16 protein-coding genes are annotated in these 17,562 nt (G+C 65.0%); 8 read left to right on the forward strand and 8 right to left on the reverse strand.

Annotation, left to right across the window (positions count from 1 at the left end):
* The gene (locus J2X56_RS16425; protein ID WP_134137148.1) at positions 1–1,326 is read left to right on the forward strand and encodes an FAD-binding oxidoreductase; all 1,326 of its coding nucleotides are present in this window, start codon (positions 1–3) and stop codon (positions 1,324–1,326) included.
* A gap of 6 nt (positions 1,327–1,332) precedes the next feature.
* Here J2X56_RS16425 and J2X56_RS16430 read toward each other — a convergent pair whose 3' ends face one another.
* The gene (locus tag J2X56_RS16430) at positions 1,333–2,277 is read right to left on the reverse strand and encodes a LysR family transcriptional regulator (RefSeq protein WP_034332077.1); all 945 of its coding nucleotides are present in this window, start codon (positions 2,275–2,277) and stop codon (positions 1,333–1,335) included.
* Positions 2,278–2,403: 126 nt separating this feature from the next.
* On the opposite strand from J2X56_RS16430, the gene J2X56_RS16435 reads away from it, so the two are divergent.
* The 3 genes from J2X56_RS16435 to J2X56_RS16445 are packed head-to-tail and all read left to right on the forward strand — an operon-like array spanning position 2,404 to position 5,586.
* Positions 2,404–2,802, forward strand: coding sequence for a RidA family protein (locus tag J2X56_RS16435; protein ID WP_310160907.1), 399 nt, complete (start codon positions 2,404–2,406; stop codon positions 2,800–2,802).
* 45 nt (positions 2,803–2,847) lie between these two features.
* Positions 2,848–4,329, forward strand: a complete 1,482-nt coding sequence (locus J2X56_RS16440) for an aldehyde dehydrogenase family protein (RefSeq protein WP_310160909.1) — start codon at positions 2,848–2,850, stop codon at positions 4,327–4,329.
* 45 nt (positions 4,330–4,374) lie between these two features.
* Positions 4,375–5,586 carry a M20 aminoacylase family protein gene (locus tag J2X56_RS16445; RefSeq protein ID WP_121044784.1) on the forward strand — a complete coding sequence of 404 codons (1,212 nt, stop codon included), beginning with the start codon at positions 4,375–4,377 and terminating at the stop codon, positions 5,584–5,586.
* Here the strand turns inward: J2X56_RS16445 and J2X56_RS16450 are convergent.
* Positions 5,573–6,703 (reverse strand): DSD1 family PLP-dependent enzyme, encoded by a 1,131-nt coding sequence (locus tag J2X56_RS16450; protein ID WP_134221594.1) that lies wholly within the window; start codon positions 6,701–6,703, stop codon positions 5,573–5,575. The two genes, J2X56_RS16445 and J2X56_RS16450, sit on opposite strands and share 14 nt — an antisense overlap.
* Before the next feature lie 129 nt (positions 6,704–6,832).
* The gene (locus J2X56_RS16455; protein ID WP_310160914.1) at positions 6,833–7,729 is read right to left on the reverse strand and encodes a LysR family transcriptional regulator; all 897 of its coding nucleotides are present in this window, start codon (positions 7,727–7,729) and stop codon (positions 6,833–6,835) included.
* A 90-nt stretch (positions 7,730–7,819) separates the two neighbouring features.
* Between J2X56_RS16455 and J2X56_RS16460 the strand changes: the two genes are divergently transcribed.
* Complete coding sequence (locus J2X56_RS16460; RefSeq protein WP_310160917.1) at positions 7,820–8,032, forward strand: hypothetical protein; 213 nt, start codon at positions 7,820–7,822, stop codon at positions 8,030–8,032.
* Positions 8,016–8,654 carry a LysE family translocator gene (locus J2X56_RS16465; protein WP_310160918.1) on the forward strand — a complete coding sequence of 213 codons (639 nt, stop codon included), beginning with the start codon at positions 8,016–8,018 and terminating at the stop codon, positions 8,652–8,654. The genes J2X56_RS16460 and J2X56_RS16465 overlap by 17 nt, the downstream gene beginning before the upstream one ends.
* Positions 8,655–8,729: 75 nt before the next feature.
* Here the strand turns inward: J2X56_RS16465 and J2X56_RS16470 are convergent, their stop codons facing one another.
* Positions 8,730–10,277, reverse strand: coding sequence for a methyl-accepting chemotaxis protein (locus tag J2X56_RS16470; RefSeq protein ID WP_310160921.1), 1,548 nt, complete (start codon positions 10,275–10,277; stop codon positions 8,730–8,732).
* 460 nt (positions 10,278–10,737) lie between these two features.
* Here J2X56_RS16470 and J2X56_RS16475 point away from each other — a divergent pair, with 460 nt between their 5' ends.
* Both J2X56_RS16475 and J2X56_RS16480 read left to right on the forward strand, forming a co-directional pair.
* The gene (locus tag J2X56_RS16475) at positions 10,738–11,649 is read left to right on the forward strand and encodes a LysR family transcriptional regulator (RefSeq protein WP_034332540.1); all 912 of its coding nucleotides are present in this window, start codon (positions 10,738–10,740) and stop codon (positions 11,647–11,649) included.
* Positions 11,650–11,833: 184 nt separating this feature from the next.
* Entirely contained in the window at positions 11,834–13,027 is a 1,194-nt protein-coding gene (locus J2X56_RS16480; RefSeq protein WP_088755249.1) for an acyl-CoA dehydrogenase, read from the forward strand.
* A gap of 71 nt (positions 13,028–13,098) precedes the next feature.
* Here J2X56_RS16480 and J2X56_RS16485 read toward each other — a convergent pair whose 3' ends face one another.
* The 4 genes from J2X56_RS16485 to J2X56_RS16500 all read right to left on the reverse strand — a co-directional run bounded on the left by J2X56_RS16485 (position 13,099) and on the right by J2X56_RS16500 (position 17,530).
* A complete protein-coding gene (locus tag J2X56_RS16485; protein ID WP_310160925.1) occupies positions 13,099–14,307 on the reverse strand; it encodes a CaiB/BaiF CoA-transferase family protein in 1,209 nt (402 codons plus the stop codon).
* 73 nt (positions 14,308–14,380) lie between these two features.
* On the reverse strand, positions 14,381–15,181 hold the full coding sequence (locus tag J2X56_RS16490) for an oxepin-CoA hydrolase, alternative type (RefSeq protein ID WP_310160926.1): 801 nt from the start codon (positions 15,179–15,181) through the stop codon (positions 14,381–14,383).
* Positions 15,178–16,323: an acyl-CoA dehydrogenase gene (locus tag J2X56_RS16495; RefSeq protein WP_310160929.1), complete on the reverse strand. Its 1,146-nt coding sequence runs from the start codon at positions 16,321–16,323 to the stop codon at positions 15,178–15,180. The genes J2X56_RS16490 and J2X56_RS16495 overlap by 4 nt, the downstream gene beginning before the upstream one ends.
* Before the next feature lie 10 nt (positions 16,324–16,333).
* Positions 16,334–17,530, reverse strand: coding sequence for an acyl-CoA dehydrogenase family protein (locus J2X56_RS16500; protein ID WP_310160931.1), 1,197 nt, complete (start codon positions 17,528–17,530; stop codon positions 16,334–16,336).
* Between the last annotated feature and the right edge of the window lie 32 nt (positions 17,531–17,562).

Genomic DNA, 17,562 nt, shown 5'->3' on the forward strand with positions numbered 1-17,562 from the left:
ATGTCGCCCCCGCTCGTGCAGGTCCAGAGTCCTACCATTCCGCCGGCCTCCGCTGATGTGGTCGTCATCGGCGGCGGCATCGTCGGCATCTTCACCGCCTACTACCTGGCCAAGCGTGGCATCTCGGTGGCGGTGGTCGAGAAGGGCCGCATCGGTGCCGAACAATCCAGCCGCAACTGGGGCTGGTGCCGCCAGCAGAACCGCGACGCCCGCGAACTGCCGATGGCCACCAAGAGCATCGACCTGTGGGAACAGTTCTCCGCCGAGACCGGCGAAGACACCGGTTTTACCCGGTGCGGCCTGCTCTATCTGTCCAACGATGATGAAGAAATCGCCCGCTGGGCAGCCTGGGGCGACTTCGCCAAGACCGCCGGCGTGACCACCTACATGCTCGATTCGAAGCAGGCGGCCGAGCGTGGCCATGCCACAGGGCGGGCGTGGAAGGGCGGCGTCTTCTCGCCCACCGACGGCACGGCTGACCCGGGCAAGGCGGCACCGGCCGTAGCGCGCGCCATCATGAAGCTGGGTGGCCACGTGATCCAGAATTGCGCCGCACGCGGCATCGAAACTGAAGGCGGCCGCGTCTCGGGTGTCATCACCGAAGCCGGTGTCATCAAAACCAAGGTGGCCGTCATGGCCGGTGGTGCCTGGGCCTCATCCTTCTGCCATCAGCTGGGTATTCGCTTCCCGCAGGCATCCGTGCGGCAATCCATCATGAGCGTGGCGCCCATGGAGCAGCCCTTGCCGGGCGCGCTCTACACCTCGGGCGTAGCCGTCACCCGCCGCAGCAACGGCTCCTATGCGCTGGCCATCAGCGGCCGGGCGCGGGTCGATCCGACCATGCAATTCCTGCGCTTCTCGCCGCAGTTCCTGCCGATGTTCGCCAAGCGCTGGCGCAGCCTGTCGCCGGGCGGGCTGGAAGCCTGGCGCAGCGGCCACGAGACCCTGTCGCGCTGGCGCATGGATGCGCCTACGCCGATGGAACGCATGCGCATCCTGGATGCGTCGGCCGATCCGGTCTCGATCCGGGCCACCCATCGCCGTGCGGTCGAATTGCTGCCGCAGCTGGCGCAGGCCAAAGTCACGCATACCTGGGCCGGTTATGTGGACAGCACGCCTGATGGCGTGCCCGGCATCGGTGAGCTGCCGCAGACGCCGGGCCTGATCCTGGCGGCGGGTTTCTCCGGTCACGGTTTCGGTATCGGGCCGGGTGCGGGTCACCTGATCGCGGACCTGGCCAGCGGTGTGGAACCCATCGTCGATCCGCGTCCCTATCACCCCAATCGTTTCTCGGATTCGTCCTGGGGCAAGGTCGCGGATTTCTGAAGCAGTTCAGCGCCGCCAGGGCACGGGCTGGAAGGCCCGCTTGGCGGCGTCGAGAAAGACGCGCTGGCGCAGCGTCAGCCCCTGGCGGCCCGGCAGCAGCGCCATGATGGGCGCGGGATCGAGTTGCCAGCCGGGCAGCACGCGCTTCAGGCTGCCATCGGCCACCAGGTGTGCGCAATCCCATTCGGAACGCGCCACGAAGCCTTCGCCATCGAGCGCCCAGTCGCGCGTGATGGTGCCGTCATTGGACGACAGCGCGCCATTGAGCTTGACCGTGAGCGCCTTGCCGGTACGGCGGCCGGCACTGTCGACGGGCGTGAAGCGCAGGCGGCTGAGGTCATCGTCGTTTTCGCGCAGGCTGAGGTAGGGATACTCGGCCAGGTCCGAAGGATGCTTGATGCGCTGCATGCGTTTGGCCAGCACCGGCGCGGCACACAGGAAGCGCGCATTGGGCGCGAGGAAGTGGCCGACCCAGGAGGAGCCCTTGACGCGCCCGATGGAGATGATGGCGTCAGCGCCGGTGGAAGCCGCCAGCGGACTTTCGGCCAGCAGCAGCGAGATGCTCAGTTTGGGATGGCTGCGGTGCAAATCGCGGATCAGCGGTGCCACGTAGCGACGCCCGAAGCCGAAGGGCGCGACTACACGCAGCGAACCGCTGACGTTGGCCAGGTTGCCACCGGCCCCGCGGTCCGATTCACGCGAGACGCTGGCGGTGATGGATTCGATGCGCTCCAGGATGTCCATGGCTTCCTGCACCAGGCGCTGGCCTTCGTCGGTGAGCGCGAAGCCGCGCGCGGCGCGATTGGCCAGACGCACGCCGACGCGGTCCTCGATGCGCTGCAGGCGCACCGTCACTGCCGGTGGCGTCAGGTCGAGCAGGCGGGCGGCACCGGCCAGCGAGCTGGCCGAGCCCAGGGCGCGCAGCAGTTGCATGTCATCGAGTTGCAGCATTAAAAATCTCTTAATGGTGAATTGAACGAACATTAAACATCGCTGAAGGTCTTTTGGCTACAGTCCATCACAGGAAATGCGTCGGTTATCCTGACCGGCCTTCCTGCCACTTCAGCCATGCCCATCATGAACAACAACGCACACACCGCCCCCGTCACCCTCAACCCGACCGGCCTGGCCACCCCGGGCGGCCACTACAGCCATGTGGCCATCGGCAACGGCATGGTCTTCATTTCGGGCCAGTTGCCCATCGATGCGAGCGGGCACAAGCTCACCGAGGCCAGCTTCGAAATGCAGGCACTGCAGGTGCTGGCCAATGTGGAAGCCGCACTCGCCGGTGCCGGCAGCGACATCGGCAAGCTGCTGCAGGTCCGCGTCTATCTCACCGATGTGGCGCACTGGCCAGCCTTCAACGACATCTACGCACGCTGGGCCGGCAGCGCCCGCCCGGCGCGCGCCGTGGTGCCGGTCCCGGCACTGCACTTCGGCCTGCAGGTCGAGGTGGAGGCCACGGCACTGCTGTGACACTGCGCCGTACGCGCAACCAACCCGAAACAAGGACAACCCGACATGACCCGCACCGCTTCCACCGACATCGTCTCTCCGCTGGCGCACCTCAAGCGCAACGGCCGCCTGGATCACTTCTACATCGACGGCCAGTGGCAGCGCCCGCAAGGCGACGGGGTCGCCGCCGTGGTCTCGCCTGCCACGGAGGAACGTGTCTGCGAGATCGCATTGGGCAACGCCGCCGACGTGGACCAGGCCGTGCAGGCCGCGCGCCGTTCGTTTGCCGCCTGGGCCGCGACCTCGCCGCTGGAGCGCGCCGCGCTGCTCGGTCGTGTGCACGCCCTGCTGGTGGAACGCACCGAACTGTTCGCCCAGGCACTGACGCTGGAGATGGGCGCCCCCATCACCTATGCCCGCACGGCCCACGTGCCGCTGGCGGCTGAACACCTGCGTGTGGCGCGTGACAACCTGGCGGACTATGCTTTCATCCGCCCGCGCGGCACCACGGCCATCGTGCGCGAGCCGATCGGTGTGTGTGCCCTCATCACGCCCTGGAACTGGCCGATCTACCAGATCACCGCCAAGGTCGGTCCGGCACTGGCAGCCGGTTGCACCGTGGTGTTGAAGCCGAGCGAACTGTCGCCGCTGTCGGCCTTGCTGTTTGCCGAGATCGTGCATGAAGCGGGCATTCCGGCGGGCGTCTTCAACCTGGTCAATGGCAGCGGGCCCGAGGTCGGTGCGGCCATGTCCTCGCATCCGCAGGTGGACATGATCTCGATCACCGGCTCCACCCGCGCCGGCGTGCTGGTGGCGCAAGCCGCTGCCGTCACGGTCAAGCGCGTGGCCCAGGAGCTGGGCGGCAAGTCGCCCAATGTGGTGTTGCCGGATGCGGACCTGGCGCGTGCCATTCCGCCGGGTGTGGCGGCGGCTTTCCGCAACATGGGACAGTCCTGCAGCGCGCCCACGCGTCTGATCGTGCCGCGTGCATCACTGGATCGCGTGCATGAACTGGCGCTGGCGACGCTGGCCCAGATGAAAGTGGGCGACCCCACCGATGAGGCGACAACCCACGGCCCGCTGGCCAACCGTGCGCAATTCTTGCGGGTGCAACAGATGATCGAAGCCGGGATGCAGGACGGAGCGCGCCTGCTGGCCGGTGGCGCCGGACGCCCGGACGGACTGGAGCAGGGTTACTATGCGCGGCCCACGATCTTCTCCGATGTGCACACCGACATGGTGATCGCTCAGGAAGAAATCTTCGGACCCGTGCTGGCCATCCTGCCTTATGACACCGTGGAAGAAGCCATTGCCATCGCCAACGACACCGTCTATGGCCTGGGTGCGCACGTGCAGGGCACCGACAAGGACCAGGTGCGCGCCGTGGCCGCCCGCATCCAGTCCGGCCAGGTGCACCTGAACTATCCGGCCTGGGATCCGCAGGCCCCTTTCGGCGGCTACAAGCAGTCCGGCAACGGGCGCGAGTATGGCGTGGAAGGCATGGAGGAATACATGGAAGTGAAATCGATCCTGGGCTACTACGCCTGAGCGCCTTCATCACCGCCGTCATGACGGCCTGAACACATGAGCATCATGGAACACACTGAACATTCGCACGACTCCTTGCACCAGCATCGCGCCCACTGGGCCGGCCTGCGCCGCGACCTGCACGCGCATCCCGAGCTGCGTTTCGAGGAACATCGCACCGCCGACGTGGTGGTGCAGGAGCTGCAAGCGCTGGGCTATGAGGTCACGCGTGGCCTGGGCGGCACCGGCGTGGTAGCCAGCCTGCCGGGCAGCGATCCGCAACGCGGCATCGTACTGCGCGCCGACCTGGATGCCTTGCCCATCGTCGAGGCCAATGATTTTGCGCACGCTTCCTGCAGCCACGGCATCATGCACGCCTGCGGCCATGACGGCCACACCGTCATGCTGCTGGGCGCGGCGCGCGTGCTCAAGCAGCAGCCGACCTTGCCGGGCAGCGTGCACTTCGTCTTTCAGCCGGGAGAAGAGGGCGGGGCGGGGGCGCGCAAGATGATCGATGACGGACTGTTCGAACAGTTTCCGACCGAAGCCGTGTTCGGCATGCACAACTGGCCCGGCTTGCCGGCCGGGCAGTTCGGCTTGCGTACCGGTCCCATCATGGCCGCCGGTTCGCGCCTGAAGATCACCATCACCGGCAAGGGCGCCCATGCGGCCCAGCCGCACCTGGGGCTGGATCCGATCCCGCTGGCCTGCTCCATGGTCCTGCAGTGCCAGACCATCGCGGCGCGTCACAAGGACCCGGTCGACCCTGCGGTCATTTCGGTCTGCATGTTCCATGCGGGCGATACCGACAACGTCATTCCGGACCGTGCCGAATTGCGCGGCACCATTCGCACGCTGTCCTCCACCTTGCAACAGAAGCTGCAGGAAGACATCCGCCGCATGTGCCATGCGCTGGCCGACGCCTACGGGGCCAAGGTCGAAGTGGAATTCTTCCAGTACTACCCGGCCACCATCAACACCCCGGCCGAGACCGACTTCTGCGAACGCGTGATTCGGCAGACCTTCGGTGATGAACGCATCCGCACCGGCATCCCGGCCAACATGACCTCCGAGGATTTCGGTTTCATGCTGGAGGAGCGGCCCGGTACCTATGTGTTGATCGGCAATGCGCCTCAGGACCGCGCCTCGCACTCGCTGCACCACCCGCACTACGACTTCAACGACGACATCATCGAAGAAGGCGTGCGTTACTGGGTGGCGCTTGCGCAGTCTTACTTCGGCAGCGGGCTCACGGGCGGAGCCGTTACCAGCCGTTGAAGCGCGGCCAGGTCGCCACGCTGCCATCGGCGGCGATGGCCTGGTATTGCTGGTACTGCGCACCGGTGGCACAGGCGTGATTGGGCAGGATACGCAGGCGCGTGCCGATGGGCAGGTGCTCTGCGATCTGCGCATCCGGACTGCCCTGGCGCGAGAGGATGCCGTGCTCCTGGTTGGCCCCGCTCATGAGGTAGCCTTCCAGCACCTTGCCATCTTCCGTGCAAACCTGCCCATAGCCGAAGTCGTGCTTGCGTCCTTGCGTGCCGCGGTCACGGCTCATCGCCATCCATCCGGCATCGACGATGGCCCAGCCTTTTTCGGGCTGGTGGCCGATCACGGTGGTCAGCACGCTCAGGGCGATCTCGTCCATGGTATTGACGCCCACGTTGTGCATCACCAGGTCGAACATGGCATAGACACCGGCACGCACTTCGGTCACGCCGCGCAGGTGTTCGGCGCGCAGGGCGGTCGGGGTGGAGCCGATGCTGACCACGTCGCAGGGCAGGCCGGCTTCGCGCAAACGTTCGGCGGCGCGCACGCAGCCGACGCGTTCCTGTTCGGCCACGGCGATGAGGGCGGCGTCGTTGTCGTAGTCATAGCTGGAACCGGCATGGGCGATCACGCCGCCGATGCGCATGCCGCCGGCATGGAGTACGTTGCCCACGGCCAGCAGGGTGGCGTCTTCCGGGGCGATGCCGGAACGGTGGCCATCCACGTCGATTTCAATCCAGACCTCGAAACATTCCTCTTGCGCCTGGCCGAAGGCCACGATGGCCTCGGCACAGACCACGCTGTCGGCCACGATCTTGAGATCGCAACCCTGGCGGCGCAGCGCCAGCGCCTGGCCCAGCTTGGTGGGCGCCATGCCGACGGCGTAGACGATATCGGTGATGCCGGCAGCAAAGAACTGTTCGGCTTCCTTGAGGGTGGAGACGGTGATGCCGCGCGCTCCGGCCTGGAGTTGCGCCTGCACCACCTGCTGGCACTTGGTGGTCTTGACGTGCGGACGGAAGCGCACGCCCAGCGCATCCATGCGCTGTTGCATGCGGGCGATGTTGCGCTCCATGCGCGAGATGTCGATCAAGGCGGCGGGCGTGGGCAGGGTGGCCAGGCTCATGGGGAACTCCTGAAGAGGGTAGGTCGATGAGCATCGACTATAGGAGATCAGGATTGCGCTGTGCTTAATGCTCGGTGAATCGAGCATTAAGCTGTGTTTAATGCACCGTCCGGCGGCCCAGCCGCCGCGTCAGGCTTCCTGGAACTGCCGTATCGTCTCCAGCACGTTCACGGTGGCCTTGTCCAGGTTGGGCAGGGCGCGATGGGCCACACCGATGTGTCGCTTGAGTACCGGCGACAGTGGCACGATGCGGATGTCCTTGTGGCGCCCCAGCTCGGCGGCCAGGGGTTGCTCCAGCGGCAGGATGGCCGCGCCGTAACCGGCGGAGACCAGGCTTTTCATGGCTTCGTTGTAGTTCAGTTCGATGCGCGCGCGCGGGTTTTCCCCGGCCTCGGCAAACCAGGCCATGGTGAGCCGGTACATCTGGGTGGTGGCATCGTTGAAGATCATGGGCTTGTCCATCAGCCAGCCCGGCTTGATGGCGGCGGGCGATTTCCAGGTGGCCGGCAGGAAAGCCATCATGCGGTCGCTGCGCCAGTGCGTGATCTGGATGTCCTTGGAGGCCGTGATGGGGATGGCGACCAGTCCGATGTCGAGCGTGCCTTCCTGCAGGCGCGCCATGGTTTCGTTGGAGCCCATGATGTTGACCTCCACGTCGATGCCGGGGTAGCTGTTTTCCAGCTGGCGCAGTACGCGCGGCAGCAGGTTCACCACCACCCCGGTGGAGGTGCCCAGCCGTACTCGGCCGACCTTGCCTTCCACATGTTTCCTGGCGACATCGAGCAGATCGTCGGCATCGCGCAACAGGCGCCGGGCCCGGTCGATCACCAGCGCGCCCAGCGCCGTGGCCTGTACGCGACGGCTGCCGCGCATGAGCAGGGCGCTGCCCAGGCGCTCTTCGAGGTCGCTGACATGCAGGCTGATCGTGGGCTGGGCCAGGTGCAGCGCATTGGCGGCAGCGGAGAAGGTGCCGAGGTCGACGATGGTGACCAGCGTGCGCAACTGGTCGAGGCTGAGTTCTCTCATCAGGTTTCCTGATAGTGGCTGTCATCAAACTCAATTTTACCAATGACTTCGATTGGCGGATGATCTGCGCATTCATCCAGGGAGAAGTCCATGCGGCACATCGTCAGCCAGGTCCTTGCCCGCGTCCTCGGGGACCGTCACGCTTCACAGGGGGGCGCCGCGCAGGAAATGCGGGAGATGGGCCCGCGCGAGCTCAATGACCTGGGCATAGGCGCGAGCGAGGTGCCGTTCTTCCTGAAAAAACAACCGAATGAGGACCGTCCTCGTCGCCAAAAGGAGCCTGTCCATGCAACATCTTGCTGAAGTGATCGCCCTGTCCGCCACGTTGAGCGTGGCCACCATGAGCCCCGGACCCAGTTTCGTGATGGTGGCGCGCACCTCGGTCGGAAGCGGACGAGCCAATGGCCTGCTGGCCGCACTGGGGATGGGCATCGGCGGCGTGCTCTTTGCCGGAGCGGCCTTGCTGGGACTGCAAGCAGTGCTGCTGGCAGTGCCTTCGCTCTATCTGGTATTGAAGTTCGGGGGTGGTGTTTATCTGGCCTACATGGGCTGGCGCATCTGGCGCGGGGCGCGTACGCCCTTGATGGCGGACGATATCGCACAGCGCGATGCATCACCATCTCTGTCCCGCCGGTCCCTGTGGCTGGGCCTGGTCACCCAGATCAGCAATCCGAAAACCGCCATCGCCTACACCAGCGTGTTTGCGGCCTTTTTGCCGGCCGAGACGTCCTTGCCTTTCAAGGGACTGACGCTGCTGCTGGTCTTCCTGATCGAAGCGGGATGGTATGGCCTGGTGGCCGTGGCGCTCTCGTCAGCGCGTCCGCGCCGCTGGTATGTGCAGGGCAAGCACTGGTTCGACCGCACCGCCGGCGCCGTCATGATGACGCTCGGGTTCAGGCTGCTGCTCTCGCGCATGGGGCCGTGACAGGGCGCGATTGACTGCACACGGGGCCAAGGCACGCCGCCGACGTCAGGCGATCCGACGTCGGCAAGGATGGCCTCACTCCAGTTTGAACTTCCCCACCACCGCCGCCAGATTCCCCGCCTGTCCCTTCAGCGAATCCGCTGCTGCCGCCGCCTGCTCGACCAGCGCGGCGTTCTGCTGCGTGGTCTCATCCATCTGCGTGATGGCGAGATTGACTTCATTGATGCCGCCGCTCTGTTCCTGCGTGGCCGCACTGATCTCGGCCACCACGTCCGTGACGCGGCGCACGCTGGCCACCACTTCGGTCATGGTGCTGCCGGCACGTTCCACCAAAGCGCTGCCGGCGCTGACCTTCTGCACCGAGTCGTCAATCAGTTCCTTGATCTCCTTGGCCGCACCGGCCGAGCGCTGCGCCAGTGAGCGCACTTCCGAGGCCACCACGGCAAAGCCGCGTCCCTGCTCGCCGGCACGCGCCGCTTCCACCGCGGCATTGAGCGCCAGAATGTTGGTCTGGAAAGCGATGCCATCGATCACGCTGATGATGTCGGCAATGCGGCGCGAACTTTCGGTGATCCCCTCCATGGTCTGCACCACCTGTCCCACCACGTCACCGCCCTGGCTGGCGATGTCGGAGGCGGTGGCCGCCAGCTGGTTGGCCTGGCGCGCGTTGTCGGCGTTCTGGGTGACGGTGGAGGTGAGCTGCTCCATGGCCGACGCGGTTTCTTCCAGCGAGCCGGCCTGTTGTTCGGTGCGGTTGGACAGATCCAGATTGCCACGGGCGATTTCGTTGGAGGCGGTGGCGATGGTGTCAGTCCCCTGGCGCACTTCGTTGACGATGTCGCGCAGGCTCTCGTTCATCACGCGCAGGGCTTCCATGAGGCGTCCGGTTTCATCGCGGCCGGCCGGGCGGATGCGCAGGGTCAGGTCGCCACGCGCCACGCGCTGGGCGATTTCCACCGCTTCCTTCAACGGGCGCGAGACATTGGCCGCCACCACGAAGGCCAGCAGCGAACCGATGGCCACCGTCGCCACCAGCAAGCCCACGATCCAGCGCTGCGCCGCACGGAATACGCCCGAGGCTTCTTCGTCAGCGCGCGCGCTGCCGCTGGCATTGAGCTTCACGATGGCGTTGAGGTTGCCCACCATCGCGGCGTAGAGCTTGGCGGATTCGCCATTGAAGAGGGCGCGTGTCTCGTCGTACTGCTGGTTGGCCGCCATCTCGGCCAGCTGTTCATCCACCTTCAGGTAGGCAGCCAGGTTCTTGCCGAATTGGGCGTACTGTTCCTTCTCCTCGGGCTCGGACATGCGCTGCTCGAACACCGCGCGCTGCTTGGCCAGCGCATCCAGCCGTTTCTTGATGGACTGGTTGGCAGCGCTGCGCTCCTGGGGCGTGACGGCGGTGACCAGTTCGAGCTCATTGAGGCGCAGCGGCGGCAGCGAACCCTGCAGCTCGCGCGCGGCATCCATGGTCGGCATCCACTTGTTGACGATCTCGCCGGAAGCACTGTTGACCTGCTTGAGTTCCTTCATGGCGAACAGGCCCTGCAACAGGGTCAGCGCAATCACCACCGCAAAGGACAGGGCCAGTTTTTTGGCGATGTTGAGGTTGTAGAACCAGATCATGTCTTCCTCGCATTCGATTTATATCGTTTTCAGTGTCGGATCCGAACGATGCGGTCGAACGTTTCTGCGAGGCCGCCCGTTTGGCGTGCGGGCGTCAAGAGCTGCAACCGGCCGGGGGACGTGGTTGCGGGAGCAATGAAGTGCTGGTGATGTCATGCTGTCATGCCGTCACGAAGCGTCGGCTTCCTGCCCATCCTGTCTCTCTTGTAGCCAGCGGCCTCCCTTGGCCGCCGGCGCTTGCTGTTCGATGGTCGCATGGCTGGATCGGGCTTGATCTTAACGACCGGCAAGATTTCCATCCAATGAAATTAATCATGCTGGCAATGCGTTAATTGATATCGATTGTTTGATATCGATGGTTGTCAGGATGTCGTACAAGATTATTCAAAGAGGCATGATGGAAGACGCCGCAGCTGCAGTAAGATGTGCATAAAATTCACTTCTCCGCCTTTTTCGCACGATGCGCCGAAAGATTCCCTCCACCCAGGCCATGGCCGTCTTCGAGTCGGCCGCGCGGCACCAGAGCTTTACCAAGGCCGCCCAGGAAATGGCGGTGACGCAGAGCGCGGTCTGCCGCCAGGTAGCCGCGCTGGAAGAATTCCTGGGCCTGAAGCTGTTTCGCCGCACCAAGCGCGGCGTGCGCCTGACCGAAGCGGGCGTGAGCTACAGCCACCAGGTCGGCCAGCGCCTGGATGAAATCGAGCGCGATGCCCTGCACCTGATGTCGCGCGATGGCCATGGCGATACGCTGGAGCTGGGCGTGATGCCGACCTTCGCCACCCGCTGGCTGCTGCCGCGCCTGCGCTCCTTCCTGGAGGCGCATCCGGGCGTGACCGTCAACCTGAGGCCGCGCACCCGGCCCTTCCTTTTCGAAGAGACCAATCTCGATGCCACGCTCTACGCCGGGCAAGCCAGCTGGCCCGGCACCGAGGGCGTGTTCCTGATGCGCGAGAGCATGGTGGCCGTGGCCAGCCCCGAGCTCATCGGTGCCGGCCGCAAGCTCACGCCCACCGAGCTGCTGGCCTATCCGCTCCTGCAGCAGAGCACGCGGCCCTATGTGTGGCGGCAGTGGTTCGCTTCCTTCGGCATGCAGGTGCAGAACGACCTGGTGGGCACGCAGCTGGAACTGTTCTCCATGCTGACCCAGGCCGCCATCGTGGGCATGGGCGTGGCGCTGATCCCGCGCTTCCTGATCGAGGATGAATTGCGGCGTGGCCTGCTGGTGGTGGCAGTCGATCACGATTATCTGAGCACGCACTCCTACTACCTGATCTATCCCGAGCGCACCTCGGAACGGCCCCTGCTGCGCCTGTTCCAGGACTGGCTGGAAGAGCAGGCCAAGGCGTATCGCCTGCCCAGCGGATTGGGTTGAGCCGGGTCCGGATCGGCTGTCTCGACAGGCGGAACCGGAGTGCGCAAAACGCACACGGTGATGCAAACAATTCGTTTGCGCCGTGGCGGGGCAGTCCGTATATTTTTGTCCACCGCCGCTGCGCGAGGACGGTCTGCGAAGACCGCGCTGCTGCAGCGATTCCTGATGCACAAAAGAGGCTTCCATGAGCAAAACGCAGCAACGACATGCATTCGATTACGCCGACCCCCTGATGCTGGAGCAGCAACTGAGCGACGATGAGCGCCAGGTGCGCGACGCCGCTCAAGCTTACTGCCAGGACCGCCTGGCCCCGCGCGTGCTGGAAGCCTTCCGTCACGAGAAGATGGATGTGAGCATCTTCCGCGAGATGGGCGAGCTGGGCCTGCTGGGTGCGACCATCGACGAGCAATACGGTGGTGCCGGGTTGAATTACGTTTGTTATGGCTTGATCGCGCGTGAAGTCGAGCGCGTCGATTCCGGCTATCGCTCCATGATGAGCGTGCAATCCTCGCTGGTGATGACGCCCATCAATGCCTTCGGCACCGAAGCGCAGAAACAGAAATACCTGCCCAAGCTGGCCAGCGGCGAATGGATAGGCTGCTTCGGCCTGACCGAACCCAACCACGGTTCCGACCCCGGCAGCATGATCACCCGCGCCCGCAAGGTGGACGGGGGCTACAGCCTGTCCGGCAGCAAGATGTGGATCACCAACAGCCCGGTGGCCGATGTCTTCGTGGTGTGGGCCAAGGATGACGAAGGCGAGATTCGCGGCTTCATCCTCGACAAGGGGGCCAAGGGCTTGTCGGCCCCGGCCATCCACGGCAAGGTCGGCCTGCGTTCTTCCATCACCGGGGAAATCGTGATGGACAACGTCTTCTGTCCGGAAGAAAACGCCTTCCCCGATGTGCGCGGATTGAAGGGCCCCTTCACCTGCTTGAACAGCGCTCGTTACGGCATCGCCTGGGGCGCGCTGGGCGCAGCCGAAGACTGCTACGAACGCGCGCGCCGCTACACCATGGAACGCCAGCAGTTCGGCCGTCCCTTGGCGGCCAACCAGCTGGTGCAGAAGAAGCTGGCGGACATGCTCACTGAAATCTCGCTGGGCCTGCAAGGCTGCCTGCGCCTGGGACGCCTGAAGGATGAGGGATATTCCGGTATCGAGCAGACCTCGATCATGAAGCGCAACAGCTGCGGCAAGGCGCTGGACATCGCCCGCATGGCGCGCGACATGATGGGCGGCAACGGCATCTCCGACGAGTTCGGCGTGGCGCGTCACCTGGTGAACCTGGAAGTCGTGAACACCTATGAGGGCACGCATGATGTGCATGCGCTGATCCTCGGCCGCGCCATCACCGGGCTGGCGGCCTTCTCCAACTGAAGCGACATCGCCTGCAAGCCGCCTGTACGGTGGCTTGCAGGCGATCTGTTTTCTCTTCCGCTCCTCTCTCGCTACAGTACGCCCCGCTCGCGCAACGCGGCGATCTGCGCTTCTTCCATCCCCAGCAGCGACTGCAAGACTTCTCCCGTGCCTTCACCCAGGGACGGCGGCGCCTTGCGCACCGGCAGGCGTTCGCCATCGAAACGATAGGGCGGCGTCAGCACCTGCACGCTGCCCGCTTCTGCATGCGGATGCGTGCTGACCAGGCCGGCCGAGGTGGCGCGCGGGCTGGTCAGGGCCTCATGCAGGCCCAGCACTTCACCGCAGGGAATGCCGGCCTGATGCAGCTTGGCCAGCAGGTCGGCACGCTTGCGGGCCTTGAGTTCGCGATTGATTTCCGGGACCAGTACGTCGCGATGCTGGCCACGGCTGACATTGGTCTTGAAGCGCGCATCCTCGGCCAGGTCGGGACGGTCGATGACGCTGTGGCAGAAACGCTGGTACTGGCTGTTGGTGCCTACGGTAATGACCAGCCTGCCATCGGCCGCATCAAAGACGCCATAGGGAATGATGGAGGGATGCGCATTGCCATAGCGCGGCGGATCGTCGCCCAGGATCAGCGCTTCCAGCCCGTAATACGAGGTGATCATGACGCCGCAATCGAACAGCGCCATTTCCACGTGGCGGCCCTGTCCGGTCTGCTGGCGCTGGTACAGCGCGGCCAGCACGCCTTGGGCGGAATACATGCCGGTGAACAGGTCCACCGCTGCCACGCCCAGCTTCAACGGCGGCTGGCTGGCCTCGCCATTGAGCGACATCAGCCCGGATTCGCCCTGGATCACCAGGTCATAGCCGGGCCGCGTGGCTTCGGGACCGCTGCTGTCGTAGCCGGTGATGGAGCAATACACCAGGCCGGGATTGTCCCGGCGCAGGGTTTCGTAATTGAGGCCAAATTTCTGTACGCCGCCGAACTTGAAATTCTGGATCACCACATCGCTCTTGCGGGCCAGCTGGCGCACGATGTCCTGGCCTTCCGCGGTCTGCAGGTCGACGCTGATGGAGCGCTTGTTGCGGTTGACGCTGTTGAAATACGCGGTCTCGGTCGAGCCGATGCGGGTACCCCAGTCGCGCGTGTCGTCGCCGCGTTCGGGGTGCTCGACCTTGATCACTTCGGCACCCAGGTCGCCCAGCACCATCGCACACCACGGGCCGGCCAGCACGCGCGAGAGGTCCAGTACGCGGACGCCGGCCAGCGGCAGGGATGCAGTCTGTTCAGTCATGTTGTCTCCTCATCGGCGGGATGCGTATTACGCTTTGTTCTTCTGTATTTCGGGGTTGCGCATCCCGGTACTGCTATTCGTTCGTTCTCTGCCGCAGCTGCCGGAAATCGGCGGGCCGTTTTTCGAGGAAGGCGTGAATGCCCTCGGCCGCTTCATCTTCGCCCTGCGAGAGCACCATGTGCTGCGCTTCCAGTTCCAGCTGTTCTTCCAGCGTGGCGCCGTAGGCATGCTGGCACAGGTGCTTGATGCGGGCCATCGCCTGTGCCGGTCCGTCGGCCAGGGTGGCGGCCAGTTGCACGGCGGCTTGCAGTGCCTGTCCCGCCTCGGCCAGTTGATTGACCGCGCCCATGGCATGCAGGCGTTCGCCATTGAAACGCTCGCCCGACAGGCACAGCTGGGTCAGCACCTGGCGCGACAGGAATTGCGCGAGGAAGGCCGTCACGCCTCCATCGGGCGTGAGCCCGACCTTGACGTAGGCCACCGAGAACTGTGCCTGGCGCGTGGTCACCAGCAGATCGCAGGCCAGGGCCAGCGAGAGCCCGGCGCCGGCCGCGCCACCTTCGACGGCCGCGATCACCGGCTTGCTGCAGCGGCCGATATGGCGGATCAGGTCGTGCAAGCCTTCCAGCTTTTCACGTCGTTGCGCGGGCGCCATGCTGCGGCGCTGGGCCAGCAGGCGCAGGTCGCCGCCGGAGCAGAAGAAGTTGCCGCCCCCGGCCAGCACGATGGCCCCTACCTGCGGATCGGCCTGGGCCTCGTCTAGCGCGGCCGTCAGTGCCACATACAGGTCGGCGTTGAGGGCATTGCGCGTGGCCGGATCGTGATTGATGAGCACGCGCACCGCGCCGCGCTGCTCGCAGAGGACCTCGCTCATGCCGGCACTTCGCGGCCCAGCGCGATGTAGCGTTGCAGGTGGTGGTCTTCGTCGCCGAGCTGGTGATCGATCATCACCAGGCGCTTGGCGTAATGCGACAGCGGCAGTTCCCAGGTCATGCCGATGCCGCCATGCAGCTGGATGGATTCTTCGGCCACCAGCGTGCCGATGCGGCCGATGCTGAACTTGGCCGCCGACAAGGCGCGTTCGCGCGTGAGGCGGTCGGCGTCCAAGGCGGCAGCGGCATTGATGACCGCCGAGCGCGCCTGTTCCACTTCGAGCAGCAGGTCGGCCATGCGGTGCTGCAGGGCCTGGAAGCTGCCGATGGGCAGGCCGAACTGCTTGCGGGTGCGCAGGTAATCGAGCGTGGCTTCCTTGGCCACTTCCATCGCGCCCAGCGCTTCGGCGCACAGGGCCAGCACGCCGCGTCCGAGAATACGTTCGAGCAGCGCAGCGCCATCGCCTGGGCTGCCCAGCAAAGCATCGGCGGGCAGGGCCGCATCCTGCAGCAGCAGGTCCGCTACGCGGCCACCGTCGATGGTGTCGCTGCCTTGCAATTGCAAGCCCGCCGTATCGGCCGGGATCAGGAACAGCGAGATGCCGTCAGTGTCATCGGTGGCGCCGCTGGTGCGCGCCGAGACCAGGAATACATCGGCCGCTTCCGCGTGCACCACGACCGCCTTGTGCCCTTGCAGACGCCAGCTTCCATCGGCCGATTGCGTGGCGCGCGTGGCCACGTGCGTGGGCGTGTAGTGGCTGTCGGATTCTTCATGGGCCAAGGCGGCCAGCGTCTGGCCGGCGATGATCTGTTCCAGCAGGGCTTTCTGCGCGGGCGTGCCAGCAGCAGCGATGGCCTCGCCGACCAGGATGGCACTGCCCAGCAAGGGCTCCAGCAGCAGGCCGCGGCCGATTTCTTCAAACACCACGGCGATGTCGAAACCGCCACCGCCGTAGCCGCCATCTTCCTCGCGGAAGAGCGCGCCGATCACGCCCATCTCTGCCAGCTGCGACCACATGTCGCGGCTCATGCCAGGTGCGGATTGCAGCAGGTGCTTGCGGGCTTCAAAACCATACTGTTCGGTAATGAGACGGCGCAGGCTGTCGGCCAGCATGCGCCGTTCTTCGGTGTGCTCGAAATTCATGGGCGTTTCCTCACAGGCCAAGGATCATCTTGGAGATGATGTTCTTCTGGATTTCATTGGAGCCGCCGAAGATCGACAGCTTGCGATTGTTGAAGTAATGCGCGGCCGCACCGGCAGCGGCTTGCGGACCCAGCGTGCCGCCGTCGTGACCTTCTTCCAGCGAATGCCACTGATACGGGCGCGCATAGGGGCCCATGGCGCGGCGGGTGAGGGCGGTGATTTCCTGGCGGATCTCGGTGCCGCGTATCTTGAGCATGGAGCTTTCCGCACCGGGCGCACCACCGCCGGCGACCGCCGAGATGACGCGCAGGTTGGTGGTCTTCATGTTCTCCAGATCGATTTCCACCCGGGCCATGCGGGACGCGAAGAGCGGATCTTCAGCCAGCGGACGGCCATGGCTGCGTTGCGTGGCGGCGATGTTCTTCAAGCGTTGCAGTGCGGCCACCGAGAAGCCGATGCCGGCGATGTTGGTGCGCTCATAGGTCAGCAGGTACTTGGCGCAACTCCAGCCGCGATCTTCCTCGCCGACCAGGTTTTGTACCGGCACGCGCACATCGGTGAAGAAGACCTCGTTGACTTCGTGCTCGCCGTCCAGCGTGATGATGGGGCGCACTTCCACACCCGGCGCGTTCATGTCGATCAGCAGGAAGCTGATGCCTTCCTGTTTCTTGGCTTCGCGGTTGGTTCGCACCAGGCAGAAGATCATGTTGGCGTAGTGGCCCAGCGTGGTCCAGGTCTTCTGGCCGTTGACGACGTAATGATCGCCGTCGCGTACCGCATGCGTCTTCACGGCCGCCAGATCGGAACCCGCGCCCGGTTCCGAATAGCCCTGGCACCACCAGTCCTCGCCATTGAGGATGCGCGGCAGCCAATACTGCTTCTGCGCTTCGTTGCCGTATTTGATCAGCACCGGCCCCAGCATGTTGACGCCGAAGGGCACCACGCGCGGCGCATGCGCCAGGCAACACTCATGTTCGAAGATGAATTTCTCGATCACGGTCCAGCCGGTGCCGCCATATTCCTTGGGCCAGTGATTGGCCAGCCAGCCGCGCTCGTTGAGGATGGCATGCCATTGTTCCATCTCGTCGCGGCTCAGGTGCTTGCCGCTGGCCACCTTGTCAGACAAGGCCTTGGGCAGCTTCTCGGCGAGGAAGGCGCGCACGCTGTCGCGGAAGGCTTCTTCGGCCGGGGTGAAATTCAGATCCATTCCAGTCTCCTTGGGGATGCAGCGAAGCGACG

This window comes from Herbaspirillum sp. 1173 (assembly GCF_031455335.1).
In the GTDB taxonomy this organism is placed as follows: Bacteria; Pseudomonadota; Gammaproteobacteria; order Burkholderiales; family Burkholderiaceae_D; genus Herbaspirillum; species Herbaspirillum huttiense.